Origin of the sequence: Microbulbifer variabilis, from assembly GCF_023716485.1 — a bacterium.
GTDB lineage: Bacteria > Pseudomonadota > Gammaproteobacteria > Pseudomonadales > Cellvibrionaceae > Microbulbifer > Microbulbifer variabilis_B.
The window spans coordinates 873,518-887,256 of the sequence record NZ_CP092418.1 but is presented as its reverse complement, the minus strand read 5'-3'; the positions used below and the strand labels follow the sequence as shown (position 1 = coordinate 887,256).

14 protein-coding genes are annotated in these 13,739 nt (G+C 53.6%); 4 read left to right on the top strand and 10 right to left on the bottom strand.

Annotation, left to right across the window (positions count from 1 at the left end):
* The first annotated feature begins 138 nt into the window (after positions 1-138).
* Complete coding sequence (locus MJO52_RS04055; protein WP_252084672.1) at positions 139-1,920, top strand: peptide MFS transporter; 1,782 nt, start codon at positions 139-141, stop codon at positions 1,918-1,920.
* A gap of 139 nt (positions 1,921-2,059) precedes the next feature.
* Here MJO52_RS04055 and MJO52_RS04050 read toward each other — a convergent pair whose 3' ends face one another.
* The 9 genes from MJO52_RS04050 to fabV all read right to left on the bottom strand — a co-directional run bounded on the left by MJO52_RS04050 (position 2,060) and on the right by fabV (position 10,715).
* Positions 2,060-2,884 (bottom strand): sulfite exporter TauE/SafE family protein, encoded by an 825-nt coding sequence (locus MJO52_RS04050; RefSeq protein WP_252084671.1) that lies wholly within the window; start codon positions 2,882-2,884, stop codon positions 2,060-2,062.
* 134 nt (positions 2,885-3,018) lie between these two features.
* On the bottom strand, positions 3,019-3,843 hold the full coding sequence (locus tag MJO52_RS04045) for a sulfite exporter TauE/SafE family protein (RefSeq protein ID WP_252084670.1): 825 nt from the start codon (positions 3,841-3,843) through the stop codon (positions 3,019-3,021).
* A 106-nt stretch (positions 3,844-3,949) separates the two neighbouring features.
* Entirely contained in the window at positions 3,950-4,723 is a 774-nt protein-coding gene (locus MJO52_RS04040) for an MBL fold metallo-hydrolase (RefSeq protein ID WP_252084669.1), read from the bottom strand.
* Between the two features lie 2 nt (positions 4,724-4,725).
* Positions 4,726-5,919, bottom strand: a complete 1,194-nt coding sequence (gene bamC, locus MJO52_RS04035; RefSeq protein WP_252084668.1) for an outer membrane protein assembly factor BamC — start codon at positions 5,917-5,919, stop codon at positions 4,726-4,728.
* Between the two features lie 34 nt (positions 5,920-5,953).
* Positions 5,954-6,829, bottom strand: coding sequence for a 4-hydroxy-tetrahydrodipicolinate synthase (gene dapA / locus MJO52_RS04030; protein ID WP_252084667.1), 876 nt, complete (start codon positions 6,827-6,829; stop codon positions 5,954-5,956).
* A gap of 92 nt (positions 6,830-6,921) precedes the next feature.
* Positions 6,922-7,887, bottom strand: a complete 966-nt coding sequence (gene lpxL, locus MJO52_RS04025) for an LpxL/LpxP family Kdo(2)-lipid IV(A) lauroyl/palmitoleoyl acyltransferase (protein WP_252084666.1) — start codon at positions 7,885-7,887, stop codon at positions 6,922-6,924.
* 113 nt (positions 7,888-8,000) lie between these two features.
* A complete protein-coding gene (locus MJO52_RS04020; RefSeq protein WP_252084665.1) occupies positions 8,001-8,234 on the bottom strand; it encodes a DUF2789 family protein in 234 nt (77 codons plus the stop codon).
* A 73-nt stretch (positions 8,235-8,307) separates the two neighbouring features.
* Entirely contained in the window at positions 8,308-9,351 is a 1,044-nt protein-coding gene (locus tag MJO52_RS04015) for an NADP(H)-dependent aldo-keto reductase (protein ID WP_252084664.1), read from the bottom strand.
* A 185-nt stretch (positions 9,352-9,536) separates the two neighbouring features.
* A complete protein-coding gene (gene fabV / locus MJO52_RS04010) occupies positions 9,537-10,715 on the bottom strand; it encodes an enoyl-ACP reductase FabV (protein WP_252084663.1) in 1,179 nt (392 codons plus the stop codon).
* A 480-nt stretch (positions 10,716-11,195) separates the two neighbouring features.
* Between fabV and MJO52_RS04005 the strand changes: the two genes are divergently transcribed.
* The 3 genes from MJO52_RS04005 (at position 11,196) to MJO52_RS03995 (ending at position 13,081) form a co-directional block, all read left to right on the top strand.
* The gene (locus MJO52_RS04005; RefSeq protein WP_252084662.1) at positions 11,196-11,624 is read left to right on the top strand and encodes an acyl-CoA thioesterase; all 429 of its coding nucleotides are present in this window, start codon (positions 11,196-11,198) and stop codon (positions 11,622-11,624) included.
* 76 nt (positions 11,625-11,700) lie between these two features.
* Positions 11,701-12,273, top strand: a complete 573-nt coding sequence (locus MJO52_RS04000; protein ID WP_252085964.1) for a tRNA-(ms[2]io[6]A)-hydroxylase — start codon at positions 11,701-11,703, stop codon at positions 12,271-12,273.
* A 97-nt stretch (positions 12,274-12,370) separates the two neighbouring features.
* The gene (locus MJO52_RS03995; protein ID WP_252084661.1) at positions 12,371-13,081 is read left to right on the top strand and encodes a DUF2238 domain-containing protein; all 711 of its coding nucleotides are present in this window, start codon (positions 12,371-12,373) and stop codon (positions 13,079-13,081) included.
* Positions 13,082-13,085: 4 nt separating this feature from the next.
* On the opposite strand, the gene MJO52_RS03990 is transcribed toward MJO52_RS03995, so the two are convergent.
* Entirely contained in the window at positions 13,086-13,562 is a 477-nt protein-coding gene (locus MJO52_RS03990; protein ID WP_252084660.1) for an Lrp/AsnC family transcriptional regulator, read from the bottom strand.
* Positions 13,563-13,739 lie beyond the last annotated feature (177 nt).

The following is a 13,739-nucleotide window of genomic DNA, read 5'->3' as shown; positions in this document are numbered from 1 at the left end:
TCGCCTGTAATTTAGACAGCTGGTAAACTCTGTCGGCTGTACTGGAAGCTCTGGAAGCAGCCCAATGAATCCCGCCCCTTATCCGGGAGAGTGGCTAGCGGAGGTTCCCCAATAACTATTTCAGACAGAGGAACTTCTATGTCTTCTAATGTCGCGGACGTCACAACGGCGGCCTCTCCGAGCTCGGGCGAATTGCTCGGCCACCCGAAAGGGCTCTATATCTGTTTTGCTACAGAGCTGTGGGAGCGATTCTCCTTCTATGGGATGAAGTACTTGCTCCTACTCTACCTCACCAAGTATCACCTTTTTACCGATAGCGCGGGTTACGACGTACTCGGCGCCTATGCTGGCTTGGTATACGCCCTGCCCCTGATCGGTGGCCTACTGGCTGACCGCTACCTGGGTATGCGCAAGGCCGTACTATTTGGCGGTGTACTGCTGTGTCTAGGCCACTTGTTAATGGCTGTGGAAGGCCATCAGGCTATCTCCTATGCGGCAGGTACAGTTCTTTCAGAAGCCATTACTTTGAATGATGGCAGCGTGATTGCGGCAGGGACCACCCTGACTGAAAACGTAATTATTCAGGATGTGGTGGCCCTCAAAGTCTTCTTTATGGCCCTGGCACTGATCACCGTGGGAGTCGGCTTCTTAAAGCCCAATATTTCCACCATTGTCGGCCAACTCTATCCGAAAAATGATTCCCGCCGCGATGCCGGCTTTACCATCTTTTATATGGGCATCAACGTAGGCTCCTTTATTGCTACCCTGCTGTGCGGTTGGCTGGGAGAAACTTACGGTTGGGGCTATGGATTTGGTCTTGCCGGTATCGGTATGGTCTTCGGCCTGATCACCTTTGTTTGGGGCCAAAAGTACCTTGACGGCCTGGCAGAACCGAGCCGTCCGGAAGTACTGAAAGAAAAGGCGCTTGGTCCGATCAATAAAGAGTGGGCTGTTTACCTCGGCGCCATCCTGTCTCTTGGTTTGGTTTGGTACCTGGTACAGAGTGAGCCCATGGTGCACCTGGCTCAGAACAGCCTCTTGATCGTCGCAATCGTCGGCCTGATCCTGTTCTCCATGCTGTACAAAGACAATAAGAGTAAAGATGTTGTCGCCATTGGTATGGCCGCTCTGTCTGCCGGCCTTGGCCTGATTTGGGCCTTCAATGGCGACGACCTGTGGTTGGGCGGCATGTTGCTGGCTCTGGTAGCCTTTATTGGTTACGGCTTTGTCCGCCACTATAGTGAGGAGTTCTCACGCACCGTTGTACTGATGGTCCTTATTACCTCTACTATCGTCTTCTGGGCATTGTTCGAACAGTCCGCAGGTTCTATGACCCTGTATGCAGACCGTGTACTGGACCGCTCCATCGGCGACGGTGAAGTACGCGCCTCCATGTTTGGCTCACTCAACGCAGGCTTTATCATGCTGCTGGCCATTCCCTTCGCCACCCTGTGGGTTTGGCTGGGCAAGCGCGGATGGGAGCCAAGTACACCGGTGAAATTCGGTTTGGGCATTATCCAAGCTGGCTTGGGCTTCGGCGCCTTGGTGCTAGGTGCTGCATACCCCACAGAGGCCGGTAAAGTAGCAATGATCTGGCTGGTGCTCGCCTACCTGTTGCACACCTCTGGTGAGCTGTGCCTCTCCCCTGTTGGTCTGTCCGCCGTGACCAAGCTGTCCATTGGCAAAGTGGTCAGTGTGAGTATGGGCACTTGGTTCCTGGCAACAGCCCTGTCAGAAACCGTTGCAACCCGTATCGGTAAGATGGCAGCTGTTCCCCAGGATGGAGCAACTGATCTCGCCTCCACTCTGGCGACTTATACCAACCTGTATGAGTATCTGATGTGGTGGGGCCTGGGTGTCGGTGCATTGATGATAGTTATCTCACCGCTGCTGAAAAAAGGCATGTGTGGTATCCGATAAGAAGAACCACCATAGCATTAAAAGGCCGCTGTTTTACAGCGGCCTTTTTATTTTTGGCCTCCCGCCTCGCAGGGATAAATATAAAGCACGGCGAACCTAATTGGCGCCGAGCCAGGCAATCAATACGCAGTCAGTAGCTTTAGCTCAGCCCAACTAATAAATTGAAGTTCTGCCAAATAAATCGAATGCCGATAATGCAGAGCAATAAGGCAAAGCAAAGTTTCAATCGCTTGGCAGATATCTTATGCGCCAGGTTAGCTCCAAGCTTGGCAAAGAGCACGCTGGTAAGAACAATCCCTAAAAAAGCCGGCCAATAGATGTAACCACTGCTCCAGTCCGGCAATAACTTATTACCCCACCCCTGAACAACAAAGCTCAGCGAACCAGAGATGGCAATAGGCAAACCAAAAGCCGCTGAGGTACCCACTGCCCGCTGCATTTTGACAGCAAAGTGCGACAGATAGGGGACAATCAACGCCCCCCCGCCAATACCAAAAATGGCCGCAAGCCAACCAATTACCCCCCCCGAACAAATCAGCGGGAGTGAACCAGGTAAGCGGTCATCACTCTCCTTCTGGGAGGCTGCGCGTAAGCCACTCACGCCCATACGCACAGCCATAATTATGGCGAAGACACCGATCAGGAGTTGTAGCCAGGCTCCAGGTAATAGGTCCGCAGTCACGCCGCCCAACCAAGATCCCACAAGTATCCCAGGGGTCATAACCCAAAATAGATGCCAGTCGACGGCGCCCTTAGCATTGTGAGCCCATACCGAGCTTATTGAAGTAATAACAATGGTTGCTAGAGAGGTACCCACAGCCATATGGGTCAACACTTCGGGAGAAATACCCGTCGCGGAAAAGATCAGTACCAGAGCAGGAACAATAATCAGCCCCCCACCAATCCCCAAGAGGCCTGCCGCGGTACCTGCAACAGCACCGAGTAACAAATAAATAAGCAACATTTCCATGTTGCTTCAGTTTAGCCACCCCTGTGGGACTAGGATGGGTTGTGGGCAACAGAGAAGGTACAAAGCACTCACCCCCTAACTGCGCTTTGCCAAAAAGCTCAGATCAATATGACCTGAGCAACCTTACTTCACAGAGCCAGTAAGCCGCTATTCAGCCAAATGAAACGTCCACCGATAACGCAGAGCAACACTGCAAATCCATGTTTCAACCACTTTGCCGGTAGGCGGTGGGCCAGATTAGCGCCGAAGCGAGCGAAGATCGTACTGGTCGCAACAATCCCCAAAAAGGCAGGCCAGTAGATAAATCCACTGCTCCAGCCTGGCAGTAGAGTGTTGCCCCAACCCTGCACCGCAAAGCTGAGAGCTCCCGCAATGGCGATGGGCAAACCGCAAGCTGCGGATGTAGCAACGGCTCTCTGCATCCGCACCTTGCAACGGGACAGAAATGGCACTGTGAGCGAACCACCACCAATGCCAAAGATTGCCGAAACCCAACCAATCACTGCACCTGCGCCAGCTAATATGGGGGCTGCCGGTAAAATACCGGCGCCCTCTTCCGCCCCACTGTGCCGCAAGCCACTCAGCCACATGCGAATGGCAATAACGATGGCAAAGACACCGATTAACAGCTGTAACCAGGCCCCAGACAACCAATCTGCTGTCATTCCGCCAAGCCAGGAGCCAATAAGAATCCCCGGAGTCATCATTCCGAACAAGCGCCAGTCCACCGCACCTTTTTTATTATGTGCGCGCACTGAGCTGATAGAAGTAATGATGATGGTTGCGAGAGATGTCCCCACCGCCATATGAGTAAGGATATCCGGGGAGATACCCATGGCAGTAAAAACCAGCACTAGGGCCGGCACGATAATTAAACCACCGCCCACCCCAAAGAGGCCGGCAATAGTCCCTGCCGCAGCCCCCACTAACAAGTAAATAAGTAAGGTTTCCATCCAGTCTCTATCCTTTAAACAACCGCTAGCACTGACCGCAGCGCCCTTGGGCCTGTGAGTTATCACTATTTTCTGAGAGGAAATTTAGGTGACACCCGAGTGCCGATTACTCTCGGGCTTCAACGGTGAGCCAGTCAAACCCTTCCTGCTGACAGGCAAAAATGCAGTTCTCGACACTCTCCACCATTTCTGCCAGAGCCGAACGAGCAAGTTCGAGAGTATTGTTTTTTTCGCTAATATGGGCGACCACCAGATGCTGCAGCTGTTCATAACCCACACGCTGTAAAAATCCCGCAGCCTGCTGGTTACTCAGGTGCCCATAGGCACCACCTACACGCCGTTTCAGAGAGGGGGGGTAGGGCCCCTGGGCCAGCATCTGTGGATCGTGGTTGGCTTCCAGAACCAGTGCATCGCAACCTGCAAAATGGGATTCCACATGGGGCGTTACTGTGCCCAGGTCGGTCAATAAGCCCAAACTACTCCCTCGGCTGCGGAATACATACTGTGCAGCTTCTCTGGCATCGTGCGGCACGGCGACAGGTGTCACCTGAATATCCCCAATAAGGAAAGGCTGATGCCCTTCAATCAAGTGCACTTGTGGTAACTTGCCGATATCACGAGCGCGAAGAGTCCCAGGAGTCAGGTAAATCGGCAAGCCATACTTGCGCGCAAGCGGAGCGACACCGGAGAGATGGTCGCTGTGCTCGTGGGTTACCAGTATCGCAGCGAGGTCAGCCGGAGACATACCGAGCCGAGACATACGTCGCTCGGTTTCCTTGATGGTAAAGCCGCAGTCCACTAACAGACATTGGTCGCCACCGGCGACCAATGTACCGTTTCCTTTACTGCCGCTTCCCAGTGAGGCGAAGCGCAGACCCATTATTAAATCAGGTTCTGCTGAATAGAGAGCAGTAGCTGGGAGGCCTTGTTGCGCGAGAGAGGCTGACCGCGGGTATCGCGGATACGCACTTCGATCTCATCGTCACCACCCCGAATCACAATTAAGTAGCCGGGGAAGCCGCCCTCAGGAATTGAGCCGACACCCAAGCCTTTGATTTCCTTGAACAGCGCAGGCTCACTACCCTCAGAGGTATCGATACCGGCAAGGATCTGCTGCAGGGTTATCTGGTCGGCATTTTCGGCCAGTTCATCGTCCTGCTTGGACTTCTTACCCCAGGAGAACCAACCACCATCATCCTCTTCACTCTCCGCCAACTCGCGCTCTTCATCGTAGGTAACGTAGAAAAGACCGATATCGGAATCCTCGCGATGCAAGCGATAAGCGCCGGCATTCACAGCGTGGGCAACGGTAGCCCAAGCACGTTCCATCTCGAGCCCCATGGAAATATAGGGTTCGTGACCTACGGGTTCACGCAGTTGCACCTTTACAGAGCTACCACCTATAGCCTGGGCCACCAGAGAGGCCGAAGCACCGGAGGCATCTGTGGCCAGGGCAGTTGACATCTCATCGATCATCCACCCCTCGCGCTCCGGGCTACTTGAGAGTTGCGGCCAGTTGACCGTTCCCCCCACAGGAGCATCCACCGCAACAGATAAGTGGCGCACGTGGACCTCAGTGGTGTCCGGCTGAACACCAGTCTCTATCTGCAGGCGATATTTATCCTTGGTATCGGGGCTCTCGTTAAATGTCATCCAGGCGGTTTCCATAATACCGGCACTGGCGTCAGACATCTCCACGGTCAGCCCGGAAGTGCGCAGGAAATAGTGCAGCTGGGGCCAAACCTCTTCGGGGGGTTGGGAAATCAATACCCAGCGGCTGTTGCCCAGCTTCTGAATTTTTACCCGCTCCAGCCCCGCATTGACCGATAGTGCCTGTGGACGCGGCACTTCAAAGTCCCCATCCTCTAAGCCATTTCCGGCGATCTGTGGAATCTCGTAGAGTTCTTCCTGGTGTTTGGCGTTGATACCCTCTGGAATCTGCAGCGGCGCCAGGCTGTCCGCCTGCTGGTAATCGTTACTGCGATCGCGAAAATAGCCATCGTTGCCGAACACACCACAACCCGCCAGGCTGAGACTAGAAATACAAAGCGCGACTCCAACGGTCAATTTGTTCATTAAAGCTTTCCTGGTTAATTCACGATTCGCAGGTTTATAGTACGCCGGCACTGCGCAGAGCCTCGCGCACTGTAGCATGATGCTCGGGCGACAGACTGGTCAGCGGCAGGCGGATGCCACCATCAATACGGCCCATCTCCCGCAAAGCCCACTTCACCGGTATCGGGTTGGACTCCAAAAACAAAACTTTGTGCAATATTTGAATACGCTGGTCTATTGCCCGTGCAGTCACGGCGTCTCCAGCCAGTGCGGCCTCACACATCTGAGCCACTGCCGCTGGGGCCACATTGGCAGTGACACTGATATTACCTTGGCCGCCCATCAACATCAGTTCCATGGCAGTACTATCATCACCGGAGTAGAGTGCAAAGCCCTCTGGCAAGGTATCCAATAAAACTTTAGCGCGCTCCAGGTCACCGGTGGCCTCTTTAATCCCAACGATATTACCAATTGATGCCAGGCGCTGAACTGTCTCTGGCAACATATCGACGGCAGTGCGACCAGGCACGTTGTATAGAATCTGAGGAATCGGCACAGCCTTGGCGATAGCGCGGTGATGTTGATATAAACCTTCTTGGCTCGGCTTGTTGTAATAGGGCGTCACCAACAGACAGGCATCGGCACCACAGCGGGCGGCACCTTCAGTTAGATCGATCGCCTCTGCGGTAGAGTTGGCGCCAGTACCGGCAATTACCGGAATACGCCCCGCGACCTGATCCACAACCCGACGGATAATCTCAACATGCTCATTAACGTCGAGGGTTGCGGACTCTCCTGTGGTACCCACGGCCACCAGTGCACGTGTACCCTGTTCAATATGCCAGTCAACTAGGTTACGTAAACTGTCCCAGTCCAAGCTTCCGTCTGCAAACATTGGGGTGACCAGGGCCACCATACTGCCGGTAAACATCCTCTCTCCTTATTTATTGCGCTCGGCCTGGAATAGCACCGCCAAAGTCGAACTGGTATGTTACTTAGGGCGCAGAATCTATGCCAGTGCCACTAGCTCGCTACCTTCCTGCGCTTCTTTTTCTTCTTGCGCACACCTTCATAGACATTGGTTGCGCCCTCTGGACGGGTCTTAAAGCGGCGGTGAACCCACATATACTGCTCGGGCGCCTCGCGGATACGCGCTTCGATGAAGCGGTTGACCAGAATCGCGTCCTGTAGTTCATCACCGGAAGGAATTTCATCGATGGGATCGTACACCTTGAGGCGATAACCGGAATTGTCATCCAGGCGGGTAAGCACGTAAGGCACAACCCTAGCGCGCCCCACACGGGCAAATCGCGAAGTCCCTGTGACGGTCGCTGCAGGTACACCAAACAAAGGCGCAAAAACACCCTGCTTAATCCCATAGTCCTGATCCGGAGCATACCAGACCGCCCGACCATGTTGCAGGGCGCGCAATACTCCACGCACATCCTTACGCTGATAAACGCTGCCACCGCCTGTATGGCGCTCGCGTCCTTTGCGTTGCATATAGTCATAAACCGGATTTTTATGGGGCCGGTACATGCCATCCAGGGTAATACTCATACCCATCAGGGCCGCCCCCATCTCCAGAGTGGTGAAGTGCATGGCCATCAACAACACACCCTGCCCCTGAGACTGGATTTGCTGTAACTGCTCAAGGCCCTCGAAAGTACATCGCTTTCGCAACCAGCGCGCTGAGCGAAACCAGGCCATACCGGTTTCCATTAACGCGATGCCACTGGATTCAAAATTGCGGATAAGTAAGTTTGCCCGCTCGGTATCACCGAGCTCGGGAAAACACAGGGCCAGGTTGCGCTCGGCTATGGTGCGGCGGCTCTTGGCCATTCTGAGCATTGCTCGGCCAAAACTGCGTCCCATTGCCAGCTGCCAGCGATAGGGCAGTTGAGCCACCAGGAACCAAAGACCGAACAACAACCAGGTCGGCCAATATCGGGGGTGCAGCAGGGCCGCTCGAAAACGAGGTTTTTCCATCGGGTATCGCTACGCGGCCGGGGGAGTTCCCCCGGCTTAATCGGTTGAATTCGGCGTAGTATAACCTATGGGATACGGCGCAGGGGTGGACAACTGGCCAGTGACACGGCGGATTAATGACGCAGCAGTGAGTCCAGCTCATCGACTGCGACGCACCAGTCAGAATCTTCTTCTATGGCACTCTCGAGAAATTGTCGCTGCCCCTCGGTCCAGAAAGATGCTGCGGACAATTTCTCATGCCGATGCAGGTAATGAGTGATCAGAAACTCATGTATTTCCGCATCTTCTGAAGCCAGCCCCAGCTGGGCGAACAAATCATTGAGAGTGTGATGCCCGGTGGTCTCCATAAAAGCTCCCTAAAATTTTCCCTTACCGGTTACGCAATTTTCTCTCCCAATTATAGATATCTCCACCCGCGCTCTAAGGTGCAGGGTTAGGGTTTTCGCTATGGATTGCCTCAATTGCGGCCAGCACTTCCTCATCGAGCTTCAAATCAAGGCTGGCAATATTTTGGCGCAACTGCTCCATGGTTGTGGCGCCGATAATATTAGAGGTCACAAACGGTTGCTGATTGACGAAGGCCAGGGCCATCTGTGCGGGGTTTAGATCAAATTGATGCGCCAATTTCACATAGGCCTCGGTAGCTGCACCAGTGCGCCCCCCCGTATAGCGCTGGAAGCGATCATATAGTGTCAAGCGTGCGCCGACGGGCTTTTCCCCTCCCAGATACTTCCCGGAGAGGACCCCAAAGGCCAGTGGCGAGTAAGCCAATAATCCACATCGCTCGCGCAGGGACATCTCGGCACAACCAATCTCAAAAGTACGGTTCAAAAGGTTGTAGGGATTTTGGATCGAGACGATGCGCGGCTTGCCTAAAATCACCGACTCCCTTAGATACTCATGCATACCCCAAGGGGTCTCATTGGAAATGCCAATGTGGCGCACCTTACCCACCTTGACCAGCTCCTCCAAGGCATCGAGAGTCTCGGCAATAGCGATGCCATCATCCCCTCCGTGCTGATAGCCGAGACGGCCAAAAAAATTGGTCAGGCGCTCAGGCCAATGCACCTGGTATAGGTCGATATAATCGGTAGCTAGCCGTTTGAGGGATTGGTCACAGGCCTCCAGTATCTGCGCACGGTTCAGCCGCGGGCCCGAGCGCAGATGCCCAACGCCGGAGTTTGCCTCCCCACGCCCGGCTACCTTGGTGGCGATAATCACCTTGTCGCGCCCACCGCGGGCCGAGAGCCACCTGCCGATAAACTCTTCCGTCCGCCCCTGGGTCTCTGGCCGAGGTGGCACCGGGTACATTTCGGCGCAATCAATAAAATTCACCCCTTGCTCGAGGGCATAATTCAGCTGTTCGGCGGCATCATCGGCGCTATTTTGCTCGCCAAAAGTCATGGTGCCCAGGCAGATCTGGCTCACATTGAGATTGCTGGTACCGAGCTGGCGGTATTCCATGAAGTCCTCCCCGCAAAAACAAAAAGGGAATTATGCCCCCTCGCCGCAGGTAGAAAACAGGGAGGTGAAGAAGTAATTAGGGAATGAGAGAAAATGCCATGCAAACCTTAACGGTGAGGCAAAATAAAAGGGAGTAGCGACACAACTCCCCGTGGATAGGGGCTCTAACTTGAGCCCCGCAAAAATCAACGGAACTCCGCCTCTACCAATGGGCTGGTATCCGCCTCATAGTCAACACTCTCAGTGCCAAAACCAAACAGCTTGAGAAAATCCGCCTGATAGCCGCTGTAATCAGTCAACTCAAACAAATTTTCCGCCGTTACCTGAGGCCACAGGTTTTCAATCTTAGCCTGGGTCTCTGGGCGCAGCTCTTTATCGTCCATACGTAGGCGGTTCTCTTCATCGAGGCGGGGCGTATCGGTATAGAGCCCTTCGGTGTAAAGACGATACAACTGCTCAATACAACCCTCGTGAGTACCCTCTTCTTTCATCACCTTGTAGACCAGGGAGATATAGAGCGGCATTACCGGGATCGCGGAGCTGGACTGGGTAACCAGAGCCTTGAGCACCGCAACATTAGCGTTTGCCTTACCGCTCTCGGTAATCGCCTTGGCGGCGCGATCCAGGTCTTCCTTGGCCTTGCCGATGGTGGCGTGGCCATAAATCGGCCAGGTGAGCTTTTCACCGATATAGGTGTAAGCCACTGTCTTGCAGTTATCGGCCAGAACCCCAGCTTCGCCCAGGGCCTGCATCCATAGCTCCCAGTCTTCACCGCCCATCACCTTCACGGTGTTGGCAATCTCTTCCTCGCTGGCGGGGTCGACAGTGATATCAGAAATTTCCAGTTTGTCAGTATTCAGGTTTTTGGCGGTATAGGATTCACCGATGGGCTTTAATACGGAGCTGTAGAGTTCACCGGTCTTGGGATCTGTACGGCGAGGTGAGGCGAGACTGTAGACTACAAGGTCTACTTGCCCCAAGTCCTCTTTAATCATTTCAACAGCCTGGGCTTTTACTGTGTCGGAAAAAGCATCGCCATTGATACTCTTAGCATAAAGGCCGGCCTTATGCGCCTCGGCCTCAAAAGCCGCGGAGTTATAGTATCCAGCGGAGGCTGTGCGCTTCTCCGTGGGCGGTTTCTCGAAAAACACCCCCAAGGTATCGGCGCCACTGCCAAAAGCGGCAGTAATCCGCGAGGCCAATCCGTAACCGGTGGAAGCACCCACGACCAGGACACGCTTTGGACCATTTTCGATCGCTGGCTGCGACTTGATGTAGTCAATCTGCTCACGCACGTTGGCAGCACAGCCCTGCGGGTGGGCATTGGTACAAATGAATCCGCGAACTTTCGGCTGGATAATCATCCTAACAGTCTCTCCCTATGCACTTGGGGAATCGTGGTTATGTGATCACAGATACGCGGAACACGCATCGGGGAAAACGGTGCTGCAAACCCTGCGCATCGACGCCTGAGTCACACTGATAGGTCATTCTAATGGTTGTGGCCTAGGAGTCCCATAGCCCCTTTTCCCTTCTAACAGCCACACTGTCCAGAACCTCCCCAATAGCGGCCAAAGTGGCCAAACACCCCTAAAGTGACTTTTTGCACTATTTTTGCGCATCAGGATTAATTTCACGCCGGATATACGGCTTAAATCTCTTGTTATGGCACACATTCCACCTGAAAAGCTCAGCTAGACTTTCTCAGGCTTGGCACGCTGTGTGCAGAACACTCCATATGCGAAAGCTATCGGTTTGAATACTGGAAGCATCCAATCCGAATAGCCACTGCGCAATTACTTACCCGTCGAGCGTTAAACCCAAAGTAAGTTAGGAAGGTCAGCGTGAAATATTACTCCCGTCACTGTGTCAAACCCTGCGATCTGAATCCCGCACAGCGCCTGTTTGGCGGTCAGCTGCTCGCCTGGATTGATGAAGAGGCCGCCATTTTTGCTGGCTGTCAGATGGGCACGCCCATGCTGGTCACCAAGCTGATGTCAGAGATTGACTTTGTTAGTTCAGCCTGCTGCGGCGATGTCGTGGAATTCGGCTTTGAAGTGGTTGGTATTGGTCAGACCTCCCTGACCGTGCACTGCGAAGTACGCAACAAGCAGACCCAGCAACTCATTGTGCAGGTGGAACAGATTGTTTTCGTGGCACTGGATGCCAACGGCAAACCCACACCTCACGCCAAGGCCGGAATGACCCTTGAGCAGGCACGTATCGCTACGCGGCGTGAGCGGGAGCTTCGCGAGCGTCGATTGGCCGGCTAAAGCGCTCTTTAATCCCCAGAAAGCTATTCCTGTGGATGGCGGTATAATAACCATTTTGTCACTGCCGTTATCCACCATGTTGCAACTACGCTTTAAAACTCCGAGGGCCTGGGCAGAGGTAGTGCTCAAAGATTTCAATCGTTTTCTACAGGATCACGCCGCAGCCGAAAAGAAGGCCTCTGGCATGGCCGTCTCCATGTTCTCCCACTACCCGGACAAACCTCTGTTGGTGGAAGCCATGGTGAACCTGGCATTGGAGGAAATGAACCATTTTCGTCAGGTCATCAAAATCATGCACGAACGAGGTATCTACCAAGCAGCGGACGAGAAAGATCCCTATATCCACGCCCTGCGACAGTTAATCCGCCGCGGCCCTGATGAATACTTGATGGATCGCTTGCTCACCGCAGCCATTATTGAGGCGCGCGGTTGCGAGCGCTTTGGCCTAGTGGCCGAAGCGCTACCAGAGGGGCCGTTGAAAACTTTTTATCGGGTAATCACCGAGAGCGAAGCCCGCCACCATGAACTCTTTTTAGAGTTGGCACTGGAATACTTTCCTAGTCATACAATCAAAAACCGCCTTTGCCATCTACTGGATGAGGAAGCGCAAATCACTGAGGCACTGCCCTACCGTGCAGCTTTGCACTAGCCAGGGATGGAGGCAGTAATCCGATATAACCCACGGAGATAAGCAATCGTGTATGCTGGCGCGGATATACCTTGTCTGTAATGGGGTTTCTGCAGTTATGTCCACCCTTCGCCAACACTGGTACCGCTTGGTACTACTGAGCGTTTTCGCCTTTACTTGGGGTTGGTCCGCCTGGCAGCCCCTACATCCGGATGACTGGTTGCTGGAAAACTACCTGGTCTTTGCAGCCCTTCCCGTTATTTTACTCAGCGCCCGGGTATTTCCTCTATCCAGGGTTTCCTACACGCTAATCACCCTGTTTATGTGCCTGCATGTAATCGGCTCCCACTACACCTACGCGGAGGTACCATTCGGTTTCTCCATGGGAGAGTGGCTCGGCAGCGAGCGCAATATGTACGACCGGTTGGTGCATTTTAGTTTTGGCTTATTACTGGCCTACCCGGTACGAGAGATATTGATCCGCCTCGCCGGTTTGCGCGGTTTCTGGGCTTACTTCTTTCCGGTAGATGTCACCTTCGCCCTGTCCTCCATTTATGAAATTATCGAGTGGCAAGCGGCGCGCACAGTTTCCCCGGAATTGGGCATCGCCTTTCTCGGTTCACAGGGGGATATTTGGGATGCGCAGAAGGATATGTTGCTGGCGGGCCTGGGCGCCATAGTCGCTATGTTGATTGTCCTAGCTCTAAACCTGTGGCTGAACTCCAATACTTGGAAAGAAATACTCAATAGTATGCGGGTTCCTGAAGGGGACAGGGCCAGAGGAGAAGCCAAGTTCCTGCAATGGTGGCGCAACCGGCACAGCCACTAATCCGTCAGCCTGTACCCGCGTAAGTCAGTGGCAGGCGGGTAGTCTGTTTCATGGTCTCCATCACAAAACTGGAACTGACATCGAATAGGTCAGCTTTAATCAGCGCCTTGTAAAGGCGGTCGTAACCGGGCATATCGGTAACCACCGCCTTGATCAGGTAATCAAGGTCCCCACTCATACGGTGCACCTCCAATATCTCGGCGATGCCTTGCACCAACTCACCGAACTGAGCAGCCCAATGATCATTGTGCTGATTGGTTCGAATGGAAATATATACGGTCAGTGGCAGATTGAGTTTCTGCGGGTTCAGCAGTGTCACCCGTTCGGCAATCACACCCTCCTCCTCCAGCTTGTTAATACGCCGCCAACAGGCGGATTTTGATAGCCCCACCTGCTCGGCAATATCCCCCACAGAGAGTGTCGCATCCCGCTGCAATAACTCGAGAATTTGTTTGTCCTGCCGGTTAAGTACTGCTGCCATACCTGTCCCCACACCGACCATCAAATGGCCCATCGTCTCACTTATTCAACAGAATTCAACACAAAGAATCTAAAATCTTCAAGTTACGGCACAACGTTTCGGTGATGAGCTGAAAAACCACATAAATAGGCACATTGTTTCACTCCCAAAGCCCTAGAGTGCCCCTATAAAACAGGG